24 protein-coding genes and 2 pseudogenes are annotated in these 25,568 nt (G+C 65.4%); 20 read left to right on the forward strand and 6 right to left on the reverse strand.

The window, feature by feature from the left end; genetic code table 11:
• The first annotated feature begins 138 nt into the window (after positions 1–138).
• The 9 genes from LH475_RS14220 to aroB all read left to right on the forward strand — a co-directional run bounded on the left by LH475_RS14220 (position 139) and on the right by aroB (position 9,381).
• On the forward strand, positions 139–510 hold the full coding sequence (locus LH475_RS14220; protein ID WP_196845073.1) for a DUF948 domain-containing protein: 372 nt from the start codon (positions 139–141) through the stop codon (positions 508–510).
• A 132-nt stretch (positions 511–642) separates the two neighbouring features.
• Positions 643–873 carry a hypothetical protein gene (locus tag LH475_RS14225; protein WP_196845072.1) on the forward strand — a complete coding sequence of 77 codons (231 nt, stop codon included), beginning with the start codon at positions 643–645 and terminating at the stop codon, positions 871–873.
• 120 nt (positions 874–993) lie between these two features.
• The gene (gene alaS / locus LH475_RS14230) at positions 994–3,648 is read left to right on the forward strand and encodes an alanine--tRNA ligase (protein WP_196845071.1); all 2,655 of its coding nucleotides are present in this window, start codon (positions 994–996) and stop codon (positions 3,646–3,648) included.
• Between the two features lie 83 nt (positions 3,649–3,731).
• Positions 3,732–4,202: a Holliday junction resolvase RuvX gene (gene ruvX / locus LH475_RS14235; RefSeq protein ID WP_196845095.1), complete on the forward strand. Its 471-nt coding sequence runs from the start codon at positions 3,732–3,734 to the stop codon at positions 4,200–4,202.
• Between the two features lie 2 nt (positions 4,203–4,204).
• Positions 4,205–5,644 carry an endolytic transglycosylase MltG gene (mltG, locus tag LH475_RS14240; protein WP_196845070.1) on the forward strand — a complete coding sequence of 480 codons (1,440 nt, stop codon included), beginning with the start codon at positions 4,205–4,207 and terminating at the stop codon, positions 5,642–5,644.
• Entirely contained in the window at positions 5,637–6,500 is an 864-nt protein-coding gene (locus tag LH475_RS14245; protein WP_196845069.1) for a shikimate dehydrogenase, read from the forward strand. The genes mltG and LH475_RS14245 overlap by 8 nt, the downstream gene beginning before the upstream one ends.
• 5 nt (positions 6,501–6,505) lie before the next feature.
• Positions 6,506–7,714 carry a chorismate synthase gene (gene aroC, locus LH475_RS14250; RefSeq protein ID WP_196845068.1) on the forward strand — a complete coding sequence of 403 codons (1,209 nt, stop codon included), beginning with the start codon at positions 6,506–6,508 and terminating at the stop codon, positions 7,712–7,714.
• Positions 7,715–7,730: 16 nt separating this feature from the next.
• Positions 7,731–8,255, forward strand: coding sequence for a shikimate kinase (locus LH475_RS14255; protein ID WP_297414707.1), 525 nt, complete (start codon positions 7,731–7,733; stop codon positions 8,253–8,255).
• Positions 8,256–8,292: 37 nt separating this feature from the next.
• Complete coding sequence (gene aroB, locus LH475_RS14260; RefSeq protein WP_196845093.1) at positions 8,293–9,381, forward strand: 3-dehydroquinate synthase; 1,089 nt, start codon at positions 8,293–8,295, stop codon at positions 9,379–9,381.
• Between the two features lie 170 nt (positions 9,382–9,551).
• On the opposite strand, the pseudogene LH475_RS14265 reads toward aroB, so the two are convergent.
• From LH475_RS14265 to LH475_RS14280, 4 genes and pseudogenes are all read right to left on the reverse strand, one after another.
• A pseudogene (locus LH475_RS14265) lies at positions 9,552–9,947 on the reverse strand (DUF779 domain-containing protein); the annotation flags it as partial.
• 142 nt (positions 9,948–10,089) lie between these two features.
• On the reverse strand, positions 10,090–11,613 hold the full coding sequence (locus LH475_RS14270) for an aldehyde dehydrogenase family protein (protein ID WP_196845066.1): 1,524 nt from the start codon (positions 11,611–11,613) through the stop codon (positions 10,090–10,092).
• Positions 11,614–11,767: 154 nt separating this feature from the next.
• Positions 11,768–12,034: pseudogene (locus tag LH475_RS14275) on the reverse strand (aldehyde dehydrogenase family protein); the annotation flags it as partial.
• Positions 12,035–12,159: 125 nt separating this feature from the next.
• Positions 12,160–13,542 (reverse strand): GAF domain-containing protein, encoded by a 1,383-nt coding sequence (locus tag LH475_RS14280; protein ID WP_297414710.1) that lies wholly within the window; start codon positions 13,540–13,542, stop codon positions 12,160–12,162.
• 238 nt (positions 13,543–13,780) lie between these two features.
• Between LH475_RS14280 and LH475_RS14285 the strand changes: the two genes are divergently transcribed.
• The 5 genes from LH475_RS14285 to LH475_RS14305 all read left to right on the forward strand — a co-directional run bounded on the left by LH475_RS14285 (position 13,781) and on the right by LH475_RS14305 (position 16,874).
• A complete protein-coding gene (locus LH475_RS14285) occupies positions 13,781–14,185 on the forward strand; it encodes a hypothetical protein (RefSeq protein ID WP_196845065.1) in 405 nt (134 codons plus the stop codon).
• 45 nt (positions 14,186–14,230) lie between these two features.
• Positions 14,231–14,665 (forward strand): type II 3-dehydroquinate dehydratase, encoded by a 435-nt coding sequence (locus LH475_RS14290; RefSeq protein WP_297414712.1) that lies wholly within the window; start codon positions 14,231–14,233, stop codon positions 14,663–14,665.
• 106 nt (positions 14,666–14,771) lie between these two features.
• A complete protein-coding gene (gene efp / locus LH475_RS14295; RefSeq protein ID WP_196845063.1) occupies positions 14,772–15,335 on the forward strand; it encodes an elongation factor P in 564 nt (187 codons plus the stop codon).
• Entirely contained in the window at positions 15,332–15,751 is a 420-nt protein-coding gene (nusB, locus tag LH475_RS14300; protein WP_196845062.1) for a transcription antitermination factor NusB, read from the forward strand. The genes efp and nusB overlap by 4 nt, the downstream gene beginning before the upstream one ends.
• Positions 15,752–15,950: 199 nt before the next feature.
• Positions 15,951–16,874 carry a thioredoxin domain-containing protein gene (locus tag LH475_RS14305; protein ID WP_297414715.1) on the forward strand — a complete coding sequence of 308 codons (924 nt, stop codon included), beginning with the start codon at positions 15,951–15,953 and terminating at the stop codon, positions 16,872–16,874.
• On the opposite strand, the gene LH475_RS14310 is transcribed toward LH475_RS14305, so the two are convergent.
• Both LH475_RS14310 and LH475_RS14315 read right to left on the reverse strand, forming a co-directional pair.
• Positions 16,871–17,197: a hypothetical protein gene (locus tag LH475_RS14310; RefSeq protein ID WP_297414717.1), complete on the reverse strand. Its 327-nt coding sequence runs from the start codon at positions 17,195–17,197 to the stop codon at positions 16,871–16,873. The genes LH475_RS14305 and LH475_RS14310 overlap by 4 nt on opposite strands.
• 47 nt (positions 17,198–17,244) lie before the next feature.
• Positions 17,245–17,481: a PadR family transcriptional regulator gene (locus tag LH475_RS14315; RefSeq protein WP_196845060.1), complete on the reverse strand. Its 237-nt coding sequence runs from the start codon at positions 17,479–17,481 to the stop codon at positions 17,245–17,247.
• Positions 17,482–17,609: 128 nt separating this feature from the next.
• On the opposite strand from LH475_RS14315, the gene pyrR reads away from it, so the two are divergent.
• The 6 genes from pyrR (at position 17,610) to carB (ending at position 25,560) form a co-directional block, all read left to right on the forward strand.
• A complete protein-coding gene (gene pyrR, locus LH475_RS14320) occupies positions 17,610–18,152 on the forward strand; it encodes a bifunctional pyr operon transcriptional regulator/uracil phosphoribosyltransferase PyrR (protein ID WP_196845059.1) in 543 nt (180 codons plus the stop codon).
• A complete protein-coding gene (locus LH475_RS14325) occupies positions 18,149–19,111 on the forward strand; it encodes an aspartate carbamoyltransferase catalytic subunit (protein ID WP_196845058.1) in 963 nt (320 codons plus the stop codon). The genes pyrR and LH475_RS14325 overlap by 4 nt, the downstream gene beginning before the upstream one ends.
• The gene (locus tag LH475_RS14330; protein WP_196845057.1) at positions 19,101–20,453 is read left to right on the forward strand and encodes a dihydroorotase; all 1,353 of its coding nucleotides are present in this window, start codon (positions 19,101–19,103) and stop codon (positions 20,451–20,453) included. Before LH475_RS14325 ends, LH475_RS14330 begins: the two co-directional genes overlap by 11 nt.
• Positions 20,446–21,021: a hypothetical protein gene (locus LH475_RS14335; protein ID WP_196845056.1), complete on the forward strand. Its 576-nt coding sequence runs from the start codon at positions 20,446–20,448 to the stop codon at positions 21,019–21,021. The genes LH475_RS14330 and LH475_RS14335 overlap by 8 nt, the downstream gene beginning before the upstream one ends.
• A gap of 94 nt (positions 21,022–21,115) precedes the next feature.
• Entirely contained in the window at positions 21,116–22,273 is a 1,158-nt protein-coding gene (carA, locus tag LH475_RS14340) for a glutamine-hydrolyzing carbamoyl-phosphate synthase small subunit (RefSeq protein WP_297414736.1), read from the forward strand.
• Positions 22,273–25,560, forward strand: a complete 3,288-nt coding sequence (gene carB / locus LH475_RS14345) for a carbamoyl-phosphate synthase large subunit (RefSeq protein ID WP_196845054.1) — start codon at positions 22,273–22,275, stop codon at positions 25,558–25,560. The genes carA and carB overlap by 1 nt, the downstream gene beginning before the upstream one ends.
• Positions 25,561–25,568: the final 8 nt, after the last annotated feature.

The following is a 25,568-nucleotide window of genomic DNA, read 5'->3' on the forward strand; positions in this document are numbered from 1 at the left end:
AAAAAACACTCCGCCCGGTTTGGCTATCCCTTTGGGGGTGTTCAAACCGGTTCCGGTGTGGGGGGTACCCCCGGGGGGTTAGCCGCCCTTTTGCATACTCGCGCTCCCCAGGAGCCCATCGATCTGAGTGGAGTCACCGTGTCAGGTGGAGATATTGCTGGACTCATCGCCGCCGGGGTGTTCGCGATTTTAGTCGCGATCATTGCCATTCCGCTGGTCAAGCTCGGCCGAGTGTTCGATGAAACAACCGCGGCCATTCACGAACTCAGCGGGGGAATCACCCCGGTGCTCGCGGAGACGACCGAGACCATCCGCTCCACCAACCAGCAGTTGGTGCGGGTGGACACCATCACGAGCAACGTCGCAGACGTCACCGGCAACGTATCAGCGCTCGTCGCGCTGTTTGCGGCGACGGTTGGCGGGCCGCTGATCAAACTCGCCGGGTTCTCGGCGGGCGTACGGGCGGCCTTTCGCGCCGGGCGGCCGCGGTCCGGGCGCAATCGGGGTTGACCGGCTACTCTGGACTCGGCGTTGATATTCTCGCGCCCGACTTATCGATAGCTTCGGCTAGCGGTGCCCGGCTTCATTCAATTCGGTTCTATTGACTGGGTCGAGGGCCGCGCAGATTCAGGGAGAAGAGCCATGAAGAACGTCATCTGGTTGGTCATCGGCGTGGCCGCGGGTTTCGTGGTCGCCCACGAGGTCAACAAGACCCAGCAGGGCAAGCAGTTCTTCACCGAACTCGACACCAAGGCGCGTGAGTTCGGCGAGGCCATTTCTGAGGGCTACCGCCAGCGCGAGGCGGAGCTGCACACCGCCCTGGGCGACGTCGCCAACGCGGCAGGCGACGTGCCAGCCCCCGGCGCATCCTAGGCATCCGCTCGATTTCACTGGCACCGTTTCGTCGCACCACTGAGTCATCGCACCCCTGATTCACCGCAACACTGATTCACCGCACCAACACATTCATGCACGACCAAAGCTACGGACACCATGCAGACTGCTGACATTCGCGGGCGCTGGCTCGACTTCTTCGCCGATCGTGGACACACCGTTGTGCCGTCCGCGTCACTGGTGAGCGACGACCCCACCCTTCTTTTCACCGTGGCCGGCATGGTGCCGTTCGTGCCGTACCTAACCGGGTTGGTTCCGGCGCCGTACCCGCGCGCCACGAGCGTGCAGAAGTGCATTCGCACCAACGACATCGAAGAGGTCGGCAAGACCCCGCGGCACGGCACGTTCTTTCAGATGAACGGCAATTTCAGCTTCGGTGACTACTTCAAGGAGGAAGCCATCGGCTTCGCGTGGGAACTGCTCACCACCCCGGAAAACCAGGGCGGCTACGGCTTTCGCGAGAGCGACCTCTGGGTCACCATCTACCTCAACGACGACGAGGCGTTTCGGTACTGGCGCGCGATCGGCGTGCCGGAGAAACGCATCCAGCGTCTCGGCATGGAATCCAACTACTGGTCCACCGGCCAGCCCGGACCGGCCGGTCCCTGCTCGGAGATCTTCTTCGACCGTGGCCCCGCCTACGGCGCCGACGGCGGCCCGGCCACCGACGACGACCGGTACGTCGAAATCTGGAACCTCGTCTTCATGCAGTACCTGCGCGGCGAAAGCACCGGCAAGAGCGACTTTCAGATTCTCGGCGACCTGCCCAAAAAGAATATCGACACCGGCATGGGCCTCGAACGCGTCGCCTTTCTCAAGCAGGGAGTCGAGAACATGTACGAGATCGACCAGGTGCGCCCGGTGCTCGACCGCGCTGCAGCGCTGTCGGGCCGACGTTACGGCGCCAACCACGACGACGACGTGCGCATGCGCATCGTCGCCGACCATGTGCGCTCCTCGCTCATGCTCATGAGCGATGGTGTCATGCCGTCGAACGAGGGGCGCGGCTACATTCTGCGACGCCTGCTGCGTCGCAGCGTGCGCGCCATGCGCCTGCTGGGCGTCGACAGCGTCAGCCTGCCCGAACTGTTGCCCGCTTCACGCGACGCCATGAGCGCCGCCTACCCTGAAGTGAAAAGCGACTTCGGGCGCATCAGCCAGGCCGCGTTCGCCGAGGAAGAGACCTTCCTGCGCACCCTCGCGAGCGGCAGCGCCGTTCTCGACCTCGCCGTGGCGAAGACCAAGAAGTCCAACAAGACCGAACTGGCCGGCCCGACAGCGTTTCTGCTGCACGACACCTACGGGTTTCCGATCGAGATCACCCTCGAGATAGCCGAAGAAGCCGGCCTGAGCGTGAACCGAGACGCCTTCGACGTTCTCATGACCAAGCAGCGCACCATGGCCAAGGCCGACGCGAAGTCCAAAAAGACGACCCTCGCTGACCTGGGCGTCTACAGTGCCTTCCGCGCCCTCGGCGAGACCGTCTTCACCGGGTACGACGGCCTGCAGAACGAGTCGAGCGTGCTCGGCCTCATCGTTGACGGCGAGTCCGCCACGAGCGCGGTCGCCGGCGAGACGGCCGAGGTCATCCTCGCCGAAACCGCACTGTGGGCTGAATCCGGCGGGCAGGAAGCGGATGCCGGCCTGATCGTGGGTCCCGGCTACGAACTCAAGGTACTCGACGTACAAAAGCCGGTCAAGGGCCTGATCAGCCACAAGGTGCGTGTCCAGTCCGGCGAGGTCGGCGTGGGCGACAGCGCAACGAGCGTGGTCGACGAGAGCTGGCGCCGCGGCGCCCGCCAGGCCCACTCCGGCACCCACGTGCTGCACGCGGCCCTGCGCCAGGTGCTCGGCCCGAACGCCCATCAGTCTGGTTCCTACAATAAGGCCGGGTTCTTTCGCCTCGACTTCTCTTGGAACCAGGCGCTTTCACCGGCGACCCGCGCCGAGATCGAAGAGATCTCCAACAACGCCATCCGCGACAACCTGCCGGTCACCACGCGGGAACTGCCCCTCGCTGAGGCAAAGGCACTCGGCGCGATGGCCCTGTTCGGCGAGAAGTACGGCGATGTCGTGCGCGTCGTCGACATCGGCGGCCCCTGGTCCCGCGAACTCTGCGCCGGCACCCACGTGGGCAGCAGCTCTGAAATCGGCATGATCAACCTGATCAGCGAGGCCTCCGTCGGATCGACCAACCGTCGCGTCGAATCGCTCGTCGGCCTCGAAGCCTTTCGCGACCTCGCCGCCGAACGAGCCCTCGTGTCGCAGATCACCTCGAGTTTGAAAACCCCCCGAGACCAGCTACCCGAGCGCATCAGTGACCTCGTCTCGAGTCTCAAGGCGGCCGAGAAGAAGATCGCCGCGTTCGAAGCCCGGGCCCTGACCGACCGCGTTCCGGCTCTGCTCGCCACGGCCCGCCGCGTCGGCGCCGTCACTGTTGTCGCAGAAGATCTTGGCGTGCTCGGATCCCCGGACGATGTGCGGATGCTGGCCCTTGCGACTCGGGAGCGCCTCGGCGCCGACGCGGTCGTCGTGGCGCTCTCGGCCGTTACCGCCGACAAGCCCGTCGTGATCATCGCGACCAACCAGGCCGCCAGGGACGCCGGGCACCGGGCCGGCGCCCTCGCCAAGACCGTCGCCGGAATTCTCGGCGGCGGCGGCGGCGGCAAGGACGACCTCGCCCAGGGTGGTGGCCCCAATGGTGACGCCATCCCGGCCGCGCTGCAGGCCGTCGTCGCGGCGATCAGCCGCTGACGATGCACTCCAACGGCACCCCCGCTCGGCCCCGGACCGGCAGGTCGGAGGCCGGGGCGGGCGAGGTCGCCCCGGTACCCAGCATGCGCTCGGGGGTGCGTGTCGGCGTCGACGTCGGAAAGGTGCGCATCGGCCTGGCCCGCAGCGACAACCACGGCATGCTCGCAACGCCGGTGGAAACCGTCAACCGCGATCAGGCTGGGGTGACTGACCTTGCCCGCATTCGGGCGGTGGTGCTGGAGCTCGCCGCCGTCGAGGTTATCGTGGGTCTGCCGCTGGCCCTGTCGGGAGACACGACAGCGTCGACCGATGATGCGGTCGATTTCGCCGAGCGGCTGGCCCGAACGATTGATGTGTCGGTGCGTCTGGTTGACGAACGACTCTCCACCGTATCGGCGCAGTCGGCGTTGCGGGCATCCGGTCGCTCAGCCAAAACGCAACGGCCAGTTATTGATCAGGTGGCCGCGACTATCATTCTGCAACACGCCCTCGACAGTGAGCGTGCCTCGGGGCGACCGCCAGGTTTGTCCGTCGAACCGACCGAGAGGCCGTAACCGTGCCGAGTTCCACCCCGGAAGAGCCCCTGCCGAGCCGCCGTCAGTTGCGCGCGCAACAGGCCGCCGCGGAACAGGCCGCCGCGGGGCAGGCCGCCGCGGAACAGGCCGCCGCGGTACAGGCCGCTGCGGTACAGGCCGCTGCGGGGCAGGGCACAACGGGGCCGGTCACGGCTGAACCGGCCCGGGCCGCCGGAGCGGCCGCCGCACCGCTGTTGCCACGAAACGCCACCGCGAACATCGTTCCCGCGACCGATGCCACCGCGTTTCTGACGGCGAATCTGACTGCTCACGAGAGCGGTGCCCTCGGCCGCAGCCGGGCCAATCGGCGCTCGCTTCTCGCCGACGAACCCCCGAGGGAGAAGCGGAGTCGGAAGGGCGCTTGGGGCTGCCTGATCGTTTTCGTGGTGCTCGCCGCGCTCGTGGCCGGCGTCGTCTTCTTTCTTCAGGGCCCGATCTCTCAGATCATCGCGGCCACACAGGGACCGGCCGATTTCACCGCCGGGGAAGCGGCCACCGGTGAGGACGTGGTCGTCATGATTCACGACGGTGACGGCGGCTCGGATATCGCCCGCACGCTCGTTGACCAGGGCGTAGTGAAGGGCTTCGATGCGTTCTACAAGATATTGTTGCAGACGGCACCGGAACCGGTGTTCCAGCCCGGCGCCTACCAGCTGAAGACGAAAATGGTCGCGAGCACGGCCCTCGATGCCCTGCTCGATGCAGACACGAGACTGAGCCAGACCGTGGTCGTGCCCGAGGGCACCGCGGCCGTCGATGTGTTGCAGTCGATCTCGGAGGGAACCGACATTCCCCTCGCCGACCTGCAGGCCGCCGCGGCCAACGTTGCCGTGTTTGGACTGCCCCCCGAAGCGACCACGCTCGAGGGTTTTCTCTTTCCCGCCACCTACACGTTCTTGCCGGGAGACACCGCCCAGACAGCCCTGCAAACCATGGTGAACCGGCAATATGATGCCCTCGACTCGGCCGGAGTCGCCGCCGAGGACCGTTGGTCGACCATCGTGTTCGCTTCGTTGATTCAACGCGAGGCCGGCTTGCGCGACGACTACTACAAGGTCTCGCGAGTCTTCCTCAATCGTCTCGACCCTGCCCAGTGGAAGAGTGGCCTACTGCAGTCCGACGCGACCGTCGCCTACGGCACCGGAAATACCCACCTCGTGACCACCACCGACGCCGAACGCGCCGATGCTGGCAACACCTATAACACCTACGTGCATCCCGGCATGGTCGTCGGTCCCCTCTCCAACCCGGGCGACCTCGCGATTGATGCCGCCCTGCACCCGGTCGACGGACCTTGGCTGTTCTTCGTGACCGTCAACCTCGACACCGGTGAGACGGTGTTCTCCGCTACCGTGGCAGAACACGATGCTGCGGTTGTGGTCTGGCAGAACTGGATGAGGGAGCACCCCGAATATGGATAGTCCCACATCGAATCGGCTCGCGGTGCTCGGTTGTCCGATCAAACATTCCCGATCACCGATGCTGCACCGGGCCGCCTACCGGCAGTTGGGCCTGGACTGGTCGTATGACGCCGTCGAGGTGAAATCCGGTTCCTTGGCGATGTTCTTGAGCAGGATCGGGCCGGAATGGCGTGGTTTGTCCCTCACCATGCCGCTCAAGCAGGAGGTGCTGCCATTCATTGACGACTGCGATCGGGTGGCGCAGCTGACCGGATCGGTCAACACGGTGCTGGTGCGCAAGATCAACGGTCGTGGCAGGCTCAGCGGGTACAACACGGATGTTGTGGGTCTGGTGCGCGCACTGGCCGAGAGCGGTGTCACCCGGGCGGCGCACGTGACCCTGCTCGGAGCCGGCGCGACGGCGGCATCCGCTCTGGTGGCGGCGGCCGAACTCGGCACCGAATCTGTCACGGTGCTCGCGCGTGACCCGCAGAAGGCGCAGCCGCTCGCCCTGCTCGGCCGGTCGCTCGGAGTGGTGGTGGACCTGCAGGACTTCAGCGGAGTCACCCGCGTCGACAGCGACATCGTGATCAGTACCCTTCCCGGGGGGACCGTGCTCTCGTCGGTGCTGCCGCTTGAACTGCGGGAACGGGCCGCCCTGTTCGACGTCGCCTATTCACCGTGGCCGAGCGCGGTCGCCACCTCGTGGCAGGCGGCCGGCGGCACCGTGCTGAACGGCCTCGGCATGCTGCTGCACCAGGCGCTCATCCAGGTGCGGGTCTTCGTCACCGACGACCCGTTCGAGCCTTTGCCCGACGAGCCGGCCGTGCTCGCGGCCATGCGCGGCGCGCTGACCCGTGACCCTGTGGAAAGATAGGAAGCATGCTTCGTTGGCTCACTGCCGGAGAATCTCACGGCCCCGAACTCATCGCCATTGTCGAGGGTTTGCCCGCTGGAATCCCGGTCACCCTTGATTTGATCCGTCTCGATTTGGCGCGCCGCAAGCTCGGCTACGGTCGCGGCGCCCGTATGAAATTTGAAGAGGACGAGCTCACCCTCTCGGGTGGTGTGCGTCACGGTCTCACCCTCGGCGGTCCGGTCGCCCTGCGCATCGGCAATTCGGAATGGCCCAAGTGGGTCGACGTGATGAGCGCCGCACCGGTCGACCCGACCACGTTTGCGCGTGGCCGCGGAGCACCCCTGACCCGGCCCCGGCCCGGTCACGCCGACCTGGCCGGCATGCAGAAATATGGCTTCGACGACGCCCGCCCGGTGCTCGAGCGGGCCAGTGCCCGAGAGACCGCTGCGCGGGTGGCGCTCGGCGCTGTGGCCAGGTCCTTTTTGAACGAGCTGGGAATTCAGCTCGTCAGCCACACCATCGCCATCGGCCCGGTGCGCGTGCCGGATGGCACGCCATTGCCCGAGCCTGGGGACGTCGACGCCCTCGACACCGACCTGATGCGCTGTTTCGACGCCGCGACATCCGCTTTGATGGTGGCTGAAGTGGATGCCGCGCACGGGGACGGCGACACCCTCGGTGGCGTCGTCGAGGTGCTCGCCTACAACCTTCCCCCCGGCCTCGGATCGTTCGTGCACTGGGACCGCCGCCTCGATTCGCAGCTCGCCGCTGCCCTCATGGGAATTCAGGCGATCAAGGGCGTCGAAGTTGGCGACGGCTTCGAAACCACCCGTCGCCGCGGCTCGGCCGCCCACGACGAACTCGTGCAGGCGGAAGGCGCGATTCAGCGGGTCACCGACAGAGCCGGCGGCACCGAGGGCGGCATGAGCACCGGCACGGTGCTGCGCGTTCGTGCCGGCATGAAGCCGATCGCCACGATTCCGCGGGCGCTGCGCACGGTTGACGTCGCCACGAGCGAGCCGGCACCGGCGCACCATCAGCGCTCCGACGTCTGTGCGGTTCCGGCTGCCGGTGTCGTCGCCGAAGCCATGGTGGCGCTCGTGCTGGCGAACTCGGTGCTGGAGAAGTTCGGGGGCGACTCGATCGGGGAGACCCGTCGCAACCTCGACTCGTACCTCGCCAACATTCCCGCCAACCTGCGTACCGGCGCGTCGAGCGACGCCTCGCTGTGATTAATAGCCGGCTGAAATGATGCTGACCCTGCATAACTCGCTGCTCCCGATCGTGTTGATCGGTCCGATGGCCGCCGGCAAGACCAAGATCGGGCGCCGGGTGGCCCGCGGCTTGGGCGTGCCCTTCATCGACACCGACAAACGCATCGTCGAGAGCTATGGTCCGATCCCGGAGATCTTCGCTCGCGAGGGCGAGGAGTACTTTCGCATCATCGAGCGCGAAGTCGTGGACTGGTCGCTCGGTGAGCCGGCCATTGTCTCGCTCGGCGGGGGAGCGGTGCTGCACGCCGACACCCAGGCCGATCTCGAAGACGCGACCGTTGTCTACCTGAGCGTGACGACGGCAGCCGTACAGGCGCGCCTCGGCGGCACTAAACGGCCGCTCCTGGCCGGCGGGATCGCCGACTGGGAACGCATCTACAACCTGCGCCGCCCCACCTATGAAGCTCTCGCGACAATTCGCCTGGACACCTCCAACCGACCCATCAGTGGCATTGCCGACGAGATCGTGAATTGGATAAAAGAAAGAAATGATGACTGAGATTAGCGAGATGACTGAGATTACCGAGATGAACGAGATGACCGAAAAGCCCGCAACCACCGTGATCACCGTGACCGGGATCGACAGCTATCCGGTCAGCGTGGGGCGTGGCCTGGTCAGTACCGTTTCCGAGCAATTGGGCGGCGGCGTCAACAAGGTACTCATCGTGCACACCTCCACCGTCGGCGCCCGAGCGGTCGCCCTGCGCGACAATCTGCTGGAGACATACTCCGAGGTGCTGCTCGCCGAGATTCCCGATGCCGAGGCCGCCAAGCGCGTTGAGGTCGCCGCCTTCTGCTGGGGTGTCATGGGGCAATCCGACTTCAGTCGAACCGACGCCGTTATCGGCCTCGGCGGCGGCGCCGTCACCGACCTCGCCGGCTTTGTGGCGGCCACGTGGCTGCGGGGCGTGAAGCTCGTGCAGATTCCCACGAGCGTGCTCGGTATGGTCGACGCGGCCATCGGCGGCAAGAACGGCATCAACACCGCCGAGGGTAAGAACCTCGTCGGCACGTTCTACGCGCCCGCCGCCGTAGTGTGCGACCTCGACCTGCTCGATGCGCTGCCGCGCAACGAGGTTCTCGCCGGTTTCGCTGAAATCGTCAAGGCCGGTTTCATTCAGGTTCCCGAGATTCTCGACATCATCGAAGCGGATGTGGAGAAGGCCACCGACCCGACAACCCCCGAATTTCGTCGGCTCATAGAACTGTCGATCGCAATGAAGGCACGCATCGTGGGGGAGGACTTCAAGGAGGCCGGCCTTCGCGAGATTCTCAACTACGGCCATACTCTGGGCCACGCCGTCGAGCACGCCGAACGTTACGGCTGGCGTCACGGCGCGGCCGTCGCCGTCGGCATGATGTTCGCAGCGGAACTGGCCGCCCTGAGCGGCCGGCTCTCGGTCGAGGTCGTGGACCGGCACCGCAACATCCTCGAATCATTGACCCTGCCGACCAGCTACCCGGTGGGTCGCTGGCCCACCCTGCTCGCCACGATGCAGCGTGATAAGAAGACCCGCAGCGGCATGCTGCGCTTCGTCGTGCTCGACGATGTGGGCAAGCCCACCATCCTCGAGGGCCCGGACGCCTCGTTGCTGTTCAGCGCATACCAAGCCATCGGCCAGTAGCCGCCGGGCTTCGCGCCGAACGGTTGTCCGGCGGGAACGGCCGCGAGGAAGGAATGGGCGCTGGGATGAAACTGCCGCTAGGAAGGAACGGGCGCTGGGGCTGGCGGGTGTGCGGCATCCGCGTCGACCCGGTCGGTGTCGGCCGGCGCGGCGAACGGGGTCATCGTGGTCATGAGCTCCGAGCGGATGAGAAAGCGAACGCCGCGTGGTGCTTCGGCGCTGAATCCACTGCCGCGGCCGGGCACGACGTCGACCGTGAGAAAAGTGTGGCTCCAGTAGTTGAACTGTTCGGCTGACATCCAGAAGTCGAGCGGCTGACTGGGTGCGTCGGCCGGGGCCAGGTCGAACTGGCCCAGGCGCACGTCCTGGTCAGAGGTGATGAACTCGCCGGCCATGAAGAGCATCGGCGAACTGCCGTCGCAGCAGCCACCGGACTGGTGGAACATGAGCGGGCCGTGCTCCTCCCACAGGCTGCGGAGCAGATCGACTGCGACCGGGGTGAGCTCGACCCGGGGAACGGTTTCGCCGGCGATCGTGACCGACGCGGTGATTGTGGGTGTCGACATTGACGGACCTTTCTACGGAGCAGTGGAGTGACAAAAAAGGGCTGCCTACGACGTTACGTCGTTGGCAGCCCCCGTGCCAGACCTGCGGCAGAACTCCCACCCGTCGGGAAGTGCCGCCGGTCAGATCGTGCAGACCGGGCGGTTAGAAGAAGCCCAGTTTGTTCTCGGAGTAGGACACGAGCAGGTTCTTGGTCTGCTGGTAGTGACCGAGCGCGAGCTTGTTGTTCTCGCGGCCGATGCCGGAGCTCTTGTAGCCGCCGAACGCAGCGCCGGCCGGGTAGGCGTGGTAGTTGTTGACCCAGACCCGGCCGGCCTGGATGTCGCGGCCAGCCCGATAGGCGACGTTACCGTTGCGGGACCAGACGCCGGCGCCGAGACCGTAGATGGTGTCGTTGGCGATCGAGATGGCGTCGTCGTAATCGGTGAAGCTGGTCACGGCGAGGACCGGTCCGAAGATCTCCTCCTGAAACAGGCGCATCTTGTTGTGACCCTCAAAAATGGTCGGCTGTACGTAGTAGCCGTCGGTGAGGTCGCCGCCGAGGTCGACACGTTCACCGCCAAGGGCCAGCTTGGCGCCTTCCTTGGTGCCGATGTCGATGTAGGAGAGGATCTTCTCGAGCTGGTCGTTGCTGGCCTGCGCGCCCATCTGGGTGTCGGTGTCGAGAGGGTTACCCTGGATGATCTTTCGGGCGCGGGTGACAGCGTCGCCGAGGAAGCTGTCGTAGATCGGCTTCTGTAGCAGCGCCCGGCTCGGGGCCGTGCACACCTCGCCCTGGTTGAAGGCGAACAGCACGAAGCCTTCCTGGGCCTTGTCGTAGAAGGCGTCCTTCTCCTGTGCGACGTCGCTGAAGAAGATGTTCGGGCTCTTTCCGCCAAGCTCAACGGTTGAGGGAATGATGTTGGCCGAGGCGTACTGCAAAATGAGACGGCCGGTCGTGGTTTCACCGGTGAACGCGATCTTGCGGATGCGGTTGCTCGAGGCGAGCGGCTTACCGGCCTCGAGCCCGAATCCGTTGACGACGTTGACCACCCCGGGGGGGAGGATATCGCCGATGAGTTCCATCAGCACAAGGATGGAGACCGGGGTCTGCTCGGCCGGCTTGAGCACGACCGCGTTGCCGGCGGCAAGGGCCGGGGCGAGCTTCCAGACGGCCATCAGAATGGGGAAGTTCCACGGAATGATCTGGCCGACGACGCCGAGCGGCTCGTGGAACTGGTACGAGACAGTGTCGCCGTCGAGCTGGGCGTGGTCGCCGTCCTGGGCGCGGATCGCCGAAGCGAAGTAGCGGAAGTGGTCGGCGGCGAGGGGAATGTCGGCGTTGATCGTCTCCCGCACGGCCTTGCCGTTGTCCCAGGTTTCGGCCACGGCGAGCATCTCGACGTTGGCGTCGATCAGGTCGGCGATCTTGTTGAGTACCGCCGCGCGTTCGGTGGGGCTGGTCTTGCCCCAGGCCGGTGCGGCCTTGTGGGCGGCGTCGAGGGCCAATTCGATATCTTCAGCGGTTCCACGAGCGACCTCGGCGAACGGCTTGCCGGTTACGGGGGTGATGTCCTCGAAGTACTGGCCCTTGACGGGGGCGACCCATTCGCCACCGATCCAGTTCTCGTACCGAGACTTGAAGGTAACTGTGGAGCCGGGTGTTCCCGGGGCTGCATAGACGGTCATGTCACTCCTATTTCGACGACGGTGTCGGTCCGCGTTCTGCGGTAGCACCAGCGTAGAAAAAGAAAGGTTGCAAAAGGTTGCGAGGCACCATCGGTCGACCTCCGCGCGCAAAACACGCCAGGAACCGACGGACGGATGCCCGGCATCCGTTTTTGAAGAAGCCCCGCGCGTTCTCGCAGGTGGACACGAGCAGGTTCTTGGCCTGCTGGTGGTGGCCGAGCACGAGCGTGTTGTTCTCGCGGCCGATGCCGGAGTTCTTGTAGCCGCCGAACGCAGCGCCGGCCCGATAGGTGTGGTCATTGTCTACCCAGATGCCGCCTGCCTCAACGTCGCGACCGGTAGGGTCCGCGACGTTGCCGTTGCGGGACCGGACGCCGGCCGCGAGAGCAAACTCGGAGTCGTTGCTGTTGGCGTTGGCGTTGGTGTTTGCTCTGGCGACTGCGTTGTCGACTGCTGTGCGACGACCGCGTCCGATGAGGTCGCGTGGCCACGTCAGAACGACGGGCCGCGACTCGTGACTATAACGCTACGAGCGAGCACGTTGCGTCAGCGTTTTGAAGAATTGCGCCGGGCGCCGAGCTCGTCGTCGATGCGCTTCAACCGGGCGACGACCGTGGCGCGTTTGGGGGAGCGGGCCGGGAGCAGTTCGAGGCAGGCGCGCCAGACCTCGGAATCGTAGGTGGCCTCTTCGGATCGCGCATACTCCAGGAGCAGGTCGACGGACGCATCGGTCAGCATCGCCTCGCGCAGTCGCGCACTGACCTCGGTGCGAATATCGATGATTCCGGCAGAGAACGAGTTGGGCAGAACCGACCCACGGTAGGCGGCCAGGGCCACGCGGTGGGCTCCGCGTTCCAGAAATGCCAGCACCCGTTGGGCATCGAGTTCCAGCGGGGACTGCAGTCGATACGGCCGGGAACCGATCGAAACCGGCGGGTTGACCTGCTCCAGGACCTTCCGTAACCGCACCATCTCGGCGCGCAGCGTGTCGACGCCGTTGGCGTGACCGCTGCCGGTCTGGTCGCTGAGCAGAAAGGCCAGCCGGTCGGCGGAGAGCCCTTCCCGGTGCCAGGCGAGCAGCGTGAGAATTTCGGCGTGACGCGGGCTCACATCCACGGCCATCCCGCCGCTTTCGAGGTGTCCGTAGTCGCTGCCCAGCACGCCGAACCCGACCGGTACGACGTTTCGGTTGGGCGCGGGGAGCAGGGCGATGCTCGCGCGGCGCGGGGTGCGGGCATCCCTCTCGGTGGATGCTCCGAGGCGATAACCGTCGAGACGCTGGATGCGCAACTCCGCCTCCATCGCCGCGACGGCGGCTTCGACGAGCGGGAGCGTCTGCGGCGCGACCGCCTGGTCGCCGCCGGTAATGTCGATCACGCCGAGGATCTTGCCGGTGTCCGGGTCGTGAATGGGCACGGCCGTGCAGCTCCACGGATGCGCGAGGGCATTGAAGTGTTCCGCCCGTCGAATCTGAATGCCCCGGTCCAGGGCCAGGGCGGTGCCCGGCGCGCTCGTTCCGACGTGGCCTTCCGACCAGTCGGCACCCTCGACGAACAGCATCTCCTCGACCTGGCGACGCAGCACCCGGTCACCGTCGATCCAGAGCAGCCGACCGGATTCGTCGCCGATGGCGACGAGCAACTCGGCGTCCAGGGCATGGCGAATGAGTAGGTTGTGCACGACGGGCAACACGGCGGCGAGCGGATGCTGGTTACGCAGGTCGCGCAGTTCGGCGTCGGTCAACGCCCGCTCGGGGGCCACGCCCGCCGGGTTAATGCTGAGGGATAGCGAACGCCGCCAGGAATCCTGCACGAGCTTACGCACACCGGTCTGAAAGACCCGGTCGCTGACGGCGGATTCGTGGGCCCGTTCCAGGGCGACCAGGGCCTCGCGGGCGGGGCCGGACGGAACCGACGACGTACTCTTCAAGCCGTGTCCCATCAGCGTCTGCCTCCGATCAGCATTGGTCGGGCGAGGCGGCCGCGGCCCCCTCGGATTTTCATTCTAGGGGTACGGCAGCGTCGCGCGGCTGGAGCGACGAGCATTCACAGCCGCCTGTGCGGCATTTCTCCCGTGACCGTGGACCGGAGATTATCCACAGCCCCGGCTTCTCAGATTTTTCTGTGGATAACCGGTCGCTGCTGCCGCATTCGCTCATGCTGGCCTCATGACAATGACACTGAACATCAAAGATGCCCCGCGTGTGACAACCGTGGAACAGGCCAGGGCCCGGGTTTTCGACCTGGTCGGCCACGCCATTCGCCGGCAGCTCTGGCTCATGCTCCTCGATGCCCACGGGCAACAACTCTCACTGCTGATACCCCTCGATGGCATTCCGCTGCGACCCGAACCCGGTTCGGTGCGGCCCTTCGCTGTGAGAATCAACGATCTCCTGGCCCAGGAGGCTCCGGGCGGCAGCATCATCGTCACGCTGGAGCGGCCGGGGACAGCCGCCCTCACCGCTCCCGATCAGGCCTGGGCCGCCGAACTGGCAGAATCCTTCGGCAAGCTCATGCGCATCACCGGCCTGTTTGTCGCGCACGACGACGGCGTGGTCGTGCTCCGCCCCTGAGCGGCGCAGGCCGTTCGGCGAGGTCCTACGGCCTAGGCTGAGAGGATGAGTACAGTGCTGGTTCTGAACGGTCCGAACCTCGGGCGCCTCGGCAGTCGTGAGCCCGATGTCTATGGGTCGGCGAACCTGGACGACCTGCGCGCGCTGCTCGTCACATGCGCTCGCGACGGCGTGAGCATAGACCTGCGGCAGACCGATGACGAGGCAGAGCTGATCCACTGGCTGTACGAGGCCGTTGACGAGCGGATGCCCGTCATCATGAATCCCGCAGCGTTCACTCACTACAGCTATGCGCTGCGGGACGCTGCGGCCCTCGTCACGAAGGCTGGCCTGGCCTTGATCGAGGTGCACATCTCCAACCCGCACGCCCGCGAGACGTTTCGCCACACGAGTGTGGTGAGCGCAATCGCGACCGGTGTTATTGCCGGCCTCGGCTTCGACTCCTACCGGCTGGCCCTGGACTTCGTCACCGCGCCGTGACCAACCGGCGCGGTCGTGCCTTTGGAGCCTGAGGCTTCGGCACGTAGACTCTTTGAGGTGCCATTTGCACCCGAGCACCTTATCAATTGAATGGAACACCCCTCCCATGGCTTCTACCGCTGATATCAGAAACGGCGTCGTACTCAACATGGATGGCCAGCTTTGGGCCGTCGTCGAGTTTCAGCACGTCAAGCCGGGCAAGGGTGGCGCCTTCGTTCGCACCAAAATGAAGAACGTTGTCTCGGGCAAAACCGTTGATCGCACGTTCAACGCCGGCGCCAAGATCGAGACCGAAAACGTCGATCGCCGCGACTTTCAGTACCTCTACAACGACGGCGACGCCTATGTCTTCATGGACGTCGCTGACTTCGACCAGATCACAGTGTCCGCCGCCGTCGTCGGCGATGCGAGCAACTTCATGCTCGAAAACCAGGCCGTGACCGTGGCACTGCACAACGGCAACCCGCTGTACGTCGAGCTGCCGGCATCCGTCACCCTGGAAATCACCTATACCGAGCCGGGCCTGCAGGGCGACCGTTCCACCGGCGGCACCAAGCCGGCCACCGTGGAGACCGGGTACCAGATTCAGGTTCCGCTGTTCCTGGAGCAGGGCACCAAGGTCAAGGTTGACACCCGCACCGGCGACTATCTCGGTCGCGTCAACGAATGAGTGCACGTACCAAGGCTCGCAAGCGTGCCATCGATATTCTGTACGCGGCCGATGTGCGTCAGATCAGCATTCCGGAGTCGCTCGCGACCGAAGCCGAGCGAGCCGCGAGCGAGCCGGCACGTCTCGCCTCTTGGCTGTACGCGCGTGAAATCGTCGACGGAGTCGTGGACCACCGCGAAGAGATCGACGAACTGATTGAGACCTACTCGCAGGGCTGGTCGCTCGCCCGCATGCCCAACATCGATCGCGCCATACTGCGCATCGGCATCTGGGAGATTCTCTACAACGACGCGGTTCCCCACGCCGTCGCGATCGATGAAGCCGTCGAGGCAGCAAAGATTCTATCAACGGATGACTCGGCCGGCTTTGTCAACGGATTACTCGGCAAGATCTCCCAAACCGCTCCGTCAGCCTGACTCTCCGTCGGCCCGTCAGCCCGTCGGCCCGTCAGCCCGACGAGTGGACCCGGCCCGTGCCGGGCTCGCCTCGAAGTCACCAAAGGACACGCACATGGACAGCACCGGACCCGACGCTCCCCGCGATCCACCGAACCCACCGATGCAGCCTATTCAGTCGCGTCCGTCCGTGCCGGTACCGCCCTTGGGCGGGTCGACCGTGCCATTTGTGACGGCACCCAAGACCAACACCCTGGCCATCGTGTCGTTCGTGTCGTCGTTCTTCATCGGCCTCGTCGGCATCATCACGGGCCACATCGCGCTCGGGCAGATTCGTGCACGTGGTGAAGTGGGCCGTGGTTTCGCCCTGGCCGGTCTCATCATCGGGTACATCGCCACGGCCGTGTTCGCAATTCTGGTCGTGTTCGCTATTGTTTTCGCATCCGCTATCGGAGCGTTTTTTTGGGCGGCAGGGTCGGGCTCGTCCAACTCGGGCTCGTCCAACTCGGGCTCGTCCAACCCGGACTCGTCCAACTCGGGCTCAGCACCGGAATCGGCGGCGCCGCTGCCGACGGGTGTGCTGGGTGCCGCCAACTTTGATGCTGGCTATCTCGAATTCGGTACCGGCGCGGTCATCGTGGATGAATACGTCGACCCGATGTGCCCGTTTTGTGCCCAGTTCGAGAAGGCCAACGGTGAACTGCTGGCCGCCGGTGTGGAGAGCGGTGTAATCACCCTCCGGGTGCACTCGCTCACCTTTCTCGACCGGCTGTCCCAGGGTACCAATTACTCCAGCCGCGCATCTTCGGCCCTGACCTGCCAGGCCACGCTGAACCCCGATCAGACCCTCGAATTTTTGTCGGCGCTGTTCGGCAATCAGCCGCTTGAAGAAACGGCCGGGCTCAGTAATGGGGAACTCGCCGACCTCTCGACCGGTGCTGTCAGCATCGCCGGCTGCGTCGAAGCCGGGGCCTACCAAGGTTGGTCGCAGCAGAACACCGAGGCTGCGTTGACCGGGCCGATCGACGGAGCCGAGATCCCGGCCGTTTCCGGCACGCCGACCGTGCTCGTTGATGGCACGCTCTACACCGGCAGCCTCACCGACACAGCCGAATTCTCCGCCTTCGTCGCCGCTGTTTTCTAAATCGACCAGGCCGTGATGAGCGGGCCGCGATTGGATTGCGTGGCGGTGACGGCGTGCAGGCGCATCACAATCGAGATATTTCCGGCGGCAGAGACCAGACACACGGCTGGCAGAGCGATGGCTTGGAACAATTCCTGAATCTGCGGTTTGTCTCTGCGCTCGAAACGACAAATGCGGTGACGACGACCGCGATGGTCAGGGTCGGCCAGACCATGCCCGGCAGTACGTTTTGAGTTCCAGTCCCGAGGGGGGCGCCTTCGCACGTCGCTCAGTTTGTCGCTCAGTTCATCGCGCAGGTTGGCGGTATCCGGTTGGTCGTGCACACCGACCTCAACGGCGCGCAAATACTCGCGAGTCAGGGTGTACTCGGCTACGGTTTTCTCCGCAGGACGGCGACCTCACTCCCTGCGCTGGTCAGGTACCCGGCGAGTTCGAGGCGGTGTAGAACCGGGTAGACGGTGACCTCGGCGCGATCGAAGACCTCGTCGCTGCGGGTGCGCGGCTGCTCAATAACGGCGTCGCCATGCGGCGGCCCGTCGGCGAGCACGGAGCAGACGAGCAGGTCGAGGTGGCCTTTGAACGCGTCCCGGTTCGTACTTCGGGACACCACGCCTCCTAACACCAGGGGTCAAGTTCTTTTGGTACGTGTTTAAACGCACGAGCCACCGGCTAAGCTGAATCAAATCAGACATCCTTTAATAATCCGTCCTGTGAGACGGGGAAGGAGGTCGGCATTTGGCGCACATTGTGCTCACTCAGGCTGACGTCACTCGCGCGTTGACTCGAATCTCCCATGAGATCCTGGAGTCCAATCGGGGCCCGGACAACCTCGTAATTCTCGGCATTCCCACCCGCGGCGTTATTCTCGCCCGTCGCGTCGCCGAAATCATCCAACGCATCGAACCGGCGGCCACGGCGGTGCGGGTCGGATCGCTCGACGTCACGCTCTATCGCGACGATCTCGCCCACGGTCGCACCCGCACCCCGACGCGCACCGAGGTGCCCGGCAGTATCAACGGCGCCACGGTCGTGCTTGTTGACGATGTGCTCTACTCGGGCCGCACCATTCGCAGCGCGCTCGACGCACTTGGCGACCACGGGCGCCCCACCATCGTGCGCCTGGCCGTGCTCGTCGATCGCGGTCACCGTGAGCTGCCTATTCGTGCCGATTTCGTCGGCCGCAACCTGCCGACGGCGACCGACGAGCGCATCAACGTTCACCTCGAAGAGATCGACGGCGACGAATTCGTCTCGATCGATGGCGGGAGCAACCGATGAGGCATCTTCTCTCGACCAAGGATCTCAGCCGCGACGAGGCCATCAACGTGCTCGACATTGCCGAGGACATGGCGGATGTCGCCCAGCGCGAGGTCAAGAAGCTTCCGACCCTGCGCGGCAAGACCGTGGTCAACCTGTTCTTCGAGGACTCCACCCGCACCCGCATCTCATTTGAGGCCGCGGCGAAGCGACTCAGCGCCGACGTCATCAACTTCAGCGCGAAGGGGTCGAGCGTGTCGAAGGGTGAAAGCCTGAAAGACACCGCCCAGACGCTCGCCGCGATCGGAGCCGACGGCGTCGTCATCCGCCACCCGGCGTCCGGTGCCCCGGCGGTGCTGGCCGCGAGTGGGTGGATCGACGCCGGCATCATCAATGCCGGCGACGGCACCCACGAGCATCCCACCCAGGCACTGCTCGATGCCTTCACCATCCGCCGCCGTATCCACGGCCACGCCTCCCGGGGCAAGGGCCTCGACGGTGTCAGCGTCACGATCGTGGGCGACGTGCTGCACTCCCGGGTTGCCCGCTCCAACCTGTGGCTGCTCGCCACGCTCGGTGCCGGGGTCACTTTCGTTGCCCCGCCCACCCTGTTGCCGAGTGATACGTCGCTCTGGCCGGCCCGATTCAGCTTCGATCTGGACGGAGCGATCGATGCCGGGCCCGACGTCGTGATGATGCTGCGCATCCAGACCGAACGGATGAGCGCGGCCTTCTTTCCGAGCAGCCGCGAGTATTCCCGGGTCTGGGGGCTCGACGACGCGCGATTCGGTCGGCTCGGTCCGGCTAGCATTGTTATGCACCCCGGCCCGATGAATCGTGGTCTGGAGATCTCTTCGGCGGCGGCCGACTCCGCTAATTCGACCGTGCTCGAACAGGTCACGAACGGTGTCTCCGTGCGGATGGCCGCACTCTATTTGCTCTTATCCGGTGATCGGAAGGAATCAAAGAATGTCGATTGACGGATTAAATCAGCGCTGGCTGATCCGTGACGCGACCCTGCCGGACGGCACGGGCACCGACATCCGTCTCGACGGTGCCCGCATTGTTGAATTGGGCACCGGGCTGTCGCAGAGCGGCGCCAGCGTGATCGACGCGAACGGGCTCGTGGCGCTGCCGGGCCTCGTCGACCTGCACGCCCACCTGCGCGAACCCGGCTACGAGCACAGCGAGACCGTGCTGAGTGGTAGCCGCGCCGCGGCGCGCGGCGGTTTCACGAGCGTGTTTGCCATGGCGAACACCCTGCCCGCGCAGGACACCGCCGGGGTCGTCGAACAGGTGCTCGCCCTCGGCGAGAGCGCCGGCTACGTCGACGTGCAGCCGATCGGCGCGGTGACCGTCGGCCTGGCCGGCAAACAACTCGCCGAACTCGGCGCGATGGCCTCTAGCCGCGCAAAGGTGCGTGTGTTCTCCGATGATGGGTTCTGCGTTTCAGATCCCCTGCTCATGCGGCGCGCCCTCGAGTATGTGAAAGCTTTCGACGGGGTCATCGCGCAGCACTCCCAGGAACCGCGCCTCACCGAAAAAGCCCAGATGAACGAGGGCGCTCTGTCCGGCGAACTCGGACTCGTCGGCTGGCCGGCCGTCGCCGAAGAATCGATCATCGCCCGCGACGTGCTGCTGGCCGAACACGTCGGGTCACGCCTGCACGTCTGCCACGTTTCCACTGCCGGTTCGGTCGACGTGATCCGCTGGGCCAAGGCCCGCGGTATCAACGTGACCGCCGAGGTCACTCCCCACCACCTGCTACTGACCGAAGACCTCGTGCGCGGCTACGACGCTCGCTTCAAGGTGAACCCGCCGCTGCGTAGTCGGGAAGACGTCGAGGCGCTGCGCGCCGGACTCGCCGACGGCACGCTTGACATCGTCGCGACCGACCATGCTCCGCACCCCGCCGAAAGTAAGGACTGCGAGTGGGATGCCGCCGCCAACGGCATGGTCGGGCTGGAATCCGCCCTCTCGGTCGTGCACGCTGCGGTTGTTACGACCGGGCTGCTCGACTGGGCCGATATCGAACGCGTGCTCTCACGCACCCCGGCCCGCATCGGAAGGGTCTCTGGCCAGGGCAATCCGATTTTGGTCGGGTCGCCAGCCGAGCTGACCCTGTACGACCCCGCCGCGACGCGTGTGTTCGGCCGCGCCGATCTCGCCGGGACGAGCACGAATTCGCCGTACCTGTCGATGACGCTGCCGGGCGAGGTGCGGGCAACATTCCACTGCGGGTATGCCACGGTGCTCGATGGCGCAGTGCGGAGCAGTCTCGAAATAACCGGCCACCGAAGCGGAGTCGTCACTCATGGATAGGTCCATTCCCGCCATCATCACGGCGCTGGTACTGCTCGGGATTCTGATTCTGATGTGGCGCAGTTGGCGAAAGCGCAGCCGACGGGATGCCGCGCTCACCGCCGGCTACCCGATTTCGAGCGCCGCCGGAGTCGCGCTCGCCGTGGCGGAGGCCTACTATGTGGCGACCACGCCGCGCGATGCGCCACTCGAGCGGCTCGCGATCCCCGGCCTGGGCTTTCGCGCCCGCGCCGCCCTCACGGTGACCGGGTCCGGCGTGACACTCGACCTCGACGGTAACCAGCCGGTCTTCGTTCCGGCCAGCGCCATCGACGCGGTGGGCGCAGCCCAGGTCGCCATCGACCGGGCGGTCGAAACTGACGGACTCGTGCGCCTGTCCTGGCGTCTGAACTCGTCAGAGGGCACCGGCGCCGCTGACGATACCTGGGACCGCCGCGCCGTCGACAGTTTCTTTCGCATCATCGATCCGAATGATCGTGCTCGCCTCGTCGACTCGATCCGAACCATTGCAGCCACGAATTCCGGTCCGGCCGCCGCTGCGGCCGATCAAGATGAAAGTGAGGCCTGACGTGCCCGACTCGACCGCACCAGACCAGGCAGTACCCGACCGGTCCGTACCAACTCCGGCTGTCGCAATCGCTGCCGTGACGGCCACCTTCTCGGTGACGAACGTTCCCGGCCCGGCCGTGCTCGTGCTCGAAGACGGCCGTCGCTTCGTCGGCCGCAGCTATGGCAGCGAGGGCCAGACGCTCGGTGAGATCGTCTTCGCGACCGGTATGACCGGCTACCAGGAGACCCTGACCGATCCGTCCTATGCCGGTCAGATCGTGCTCATGACCGCCCCGCACATCGGCAACACCGGTATGAACGACGAAGACATGGAGTCGCGGCAAATCTGGGTCGCCGGCTTAATCGTGCGGGAGCCGGCGCGCATTGCCTCGAACTTTCGAGCCACCCGTACCCTGGACGACGAACTCGACGTGCAGGGCATCGTCGGTATCAGAGGCATCGACACCCGGGCGGTCACCCGCCACATCCGTTCGAAGGGCGCCATGAAAAGCGGCGTCTTCTCCGGCGACCCGTTCGGTCTGTCCGACAGTGAACAGCTCGAACGGGTGCTCTCCGGTGCCGCCATGCGCGGCCGCAACCTCTCCCTCGAGGTCTCGACGGTTGAACCCTTCTCGATTGCTGCCCGGGGCGAACGCATCGGCTCCGTCGCGGTACTCGACCTCGGCGTGAAGACCAGTACGCTCACCTACCTCGCGGAACGCGGCTTCGAAGTGCTCGTGCTGCCGCAGTCCGTCACCGCCGAGCACGTACTGTCGCTGAAGCCCTCGGCCCTGTTCTTCTCCAACGGACCCGGCGACCCGGCCGCCTCCGACGCTCACGTCACCCTGCTGCAGGAGGTGCTGCGCGCGGGCATTCCCTACTTCGGTATCTGCTTCGGCAACCAGCTGCTCGGCCGTGCGCTGGGTTTTCGCACCTACAAACTGCCGTTCGGGCACCGGGGCATCAACCAGCCGGTACTCGACAAGACCACCGGCAGGGTCGAGATCACGTCGCAGAACCACGGTTTTGCCGTCGATATGCCCATTCATGGCATTCACGATTCGCGTAGCGGGTTCGGTCGGGTCGAAGTGAGCCACTACAGCCTCAACGACCAGGTGGTCGAAGGCATCCGCTGCCTCGACATCAACGCCTTCTCGGTGCAATACCACCCGGAGGCGGCCGCCGGCCCACACGACGCCAATCACCTTTTCGATCGATTCAGAGACGTTGTGCTGGCGTCACAGAGCGCAGTTGCAGGAGAAACCAAATAATGCCCAAACGCGACGATATCAACAGCGTTCTCGTCATCGGCAGCGGCCCGATCGTCATCGGACAGGCCTGCGAGTTCGACTACTCCGGCACCCAGGCCTGCCGCGTGCTGCGTGAGGAGGGCGTGCGTGTCATCCTGGTCAACTCGAACCCGGCCACCATCATGACCGACCCCGACTTCGCCGATGCAACCTACATCGAACCGATCACGGCTGAAATTCTCGAGACGATCATCCAGAAGGAACGGCCGGATGCGATTCTGCCGACTCTGGGTGGGCAGACCGCCCTCAACGCGGCCATCCAGCTGCACGAGCGCGGAATCCTCGAAAAGTATGACGTTGAGCTGATCGGTGCGAGCTTCGACGCCATCAACAAGGGCGAAGACCGAATGATCTTCAAGCAGCTCGTGCTCGACGCCGGCGCAAACGTGGCCCGCTCGTTCATCGCTCGCACCGTCGAGGAGGCCGTCGGCTACGCCGACGATCTCGGCTACCCGCTCGTCGTGCGCCCCTCCTTCACCATGGGCGGCCTCGGCTCGGGCTTCGCCTACACCGAGGTGGAACTGCGCCGCATCGTGACGGACGGCCTGCACCACAGCCCGACCACCGAGGTGCTTCTGGAGGAGTCGATTCTCGGCTGGAAAGAGTACGAGCTCGAAATGATGCGCGACACAGCCGACAACACCGTCGTCGTCTGCTCGATCGAGAACGTCGACCCGGTCGGCGTGCACACCGGTGACTCGATCACCGTTGCCCCGGCGCTGACCCTGACCGACCGTGAGTTTCAGCACCTGCGCGACATCTCGATTGACATCATCCGCGCCGTCGGCGTCGACACCGGCGGCTGCAACATTCAGTTCGCGATCAACCCCGCCGACGGCCGCGTCATCGTGATCGAGATGAACCCGCGCGTCTCGCGTTCCTCGGCCCTGGCGAGCAAGGCGACCGGCTTTCCGATCGCCAAGATCGCCGCAAAACTCGCCATCGGCTACCGCCTCGACGAGATCCCCAACGACATCACCGGTGTCACCCCCGCGAGCTTCGAGCCCACCCTCGACTATGTCGTCGTCAAGGTTCCGCGCTTCGCCTTCGAAAAGTTCCCGGCCGCCGACCCGCGCCTGAGCACGACCATGAAGTCGGTCGGGGAGGCCATGGCCATCGGCCGCAGTTACGCCTCGGCCCTGCAGAAAGCACTGCGTTCGCTCGAGAAGCGCGGCTCGAGCTTTCACTGGGGCGAAGAAACCCGCACGGTCGACGAACTGCTCGCCGCCGCCGAGATTCCCACCGACGGCCGCATCGTCACCGTTCAGCAGGCCCTGCGCCGCGGCGCGACCATCGACCAGGTCTTCGCTGCCACCAAGATCGACCCGTGGTTCATCGACCAGATCATGCTGATCAACGAGATCGCCGACCAGGTCGCCGCCGCGGACCGTCTCGACCGCGATGTCATGATCCTCGCCAAGGACCACGGCTTCTCCGACGCCCAGATCGGCGAATTGCGCGGCTTCGGCGAAGCGGATGTTCGCACCGTGCGCCACATTCTCGGCGTGCGTCCCGTGTTCAAGACCGTCGACACCTGCGCGGGGGAGTTCCCCGCCCTCACGCCATACCACTACTCCAGCTACGACGACGAGACGGAGGTTGCCCGGAGCGACCGCCGCAAGGTCGTCATTCTCGGCTCCGGACCGAACCGCATCGGGCAGGGCGTCGAATTCGACTACTCCTGCGTGCACGCCTCCTTCGCCCTGTCGGAGGCCGGCTACGAGACCATCATGATCAACTGCAACCCGGAGACGGTCTCCACCGACTACGACACAAGCGACCGGCTCTACTTCGAGCCGCTCACGCTCGAAGATGTGCTCGAGGTCATCTACGCCGAAAGCCAGAGCGGCGAACTCGTCGGCGTGGTCGTACAGCTCGGCGGCCAGACCGCGCTGAGCCTCGCCCGCGGCCTCGAAGCGGCCGGCATTCCTATTCTCGGCACCACCCCCGACGCGATCGACCTCGCGGAGGAACGCGGCCTGTTCTCGAAGATTCTCGACGACGCCGGCCTGCTCGCCCCCCGCAACGGAACGGCGATCGACTTCTCCGGAGCCGTCGTGGTGGCCGAAGAAATCGGCTACCCGGTGCTCGTGCGCCCGAGCTACGTGCTCGGCGGCCGCGGCATGGAGATCGTCTACGACTCCCTGTCGCTCGCCGACTACTTCGCCCGCATGGCCGGGCAGGGCATCATCGGCGCGGGGCATCCTCTCCTGGTGGACCGTTTTCTCGACGACGCGATCGAGATCGACGTCGACGCCATCTACGACGGCCACGAGCTGTACATCGGCGGCGTCATGGAGCACATCGAAGAGGCCGGTATCCACTCCGGCGACTCGAGCTGTACCCTGCCGCCGGTCACCCTCGGCCGCGCCGAGATCGACCGGGTGCGCGAAGCGACTCTCGGCATCGCCCGCGGCATCGGTGTGAGGGGCTTGCTCAATGTGCAGTTCGCGATCGGTGCCGGCGTGCTCTACGTGCTCGAAGCCAACCCGCGCGCCTCGCGCACGGTACCGTTCGTCGCGAAGGCGCTCGGCATCACACTCGCCAAGGCCGCCGCGCTCATTATGGTCGGTACCACCATCGCCGAGCTGAAGGCCGACGGTAAGTTGCCGCTCATCGACGGTTCCCGCGTGCCGATCGAATCGCCGGTTGCCGTGAAGGAAGCCGTGTTGCCGTTCAACCGGTTCCGCACCCCGGACGGCCTTGTCGTCGACTCCATCCTCGGCCCGGAGATGCGCTCCACCGGTGAGGTCATGGGCATCGACCGCGACTTTCCGCGGGCCTTCGCCAAGAGCCAGCTCGCCGCTTACGGCGGAATTCCGCTATCCGGCACCGTCTTCGTGTCGGTCTCCGACCGCGACAAGCGCGCGATCATTTTGCCGATGCTGCGCCTGCAGCAGCTCGGCTACGAGATCACTGCGACCATCGGCACCGCCGAGGTGCTGCAACGCAACGGCATCCGTGCCCGCGTCGTGACCAAGTTCAGCGAGAAAGCGGGCGAGGACGACGTTTCCATCGTCGAGCTCATTCGCCGCGAAGAGATCCAAATCGTCATCAACACCCCCGGTGGCAGCTCGGCCAGGGCCGACGGTTACGAGATTCGCGCGGCCGCGGTGGCCGGCGACCTGCCGCTGTTCACCACGATCGCCGAGCTCAGCGCCGCGGTCGCTTCGATCGACTCAATCCGCGACGGGTTCGAGGTGACCTCGCTCCAGGAGTACGCCATGGAGCGAACGGCCCTGCGGTGACGGTGTCT

Origin of the sequence: Cryobacterium sp. (assembly GCF_026786305.1) — a bacterium.
Classification (GTDB): Bacteria; Actinomycetota; Actinomycetes; order Actinomycetales; family Microbacteriaceae; genus Cryobacterium.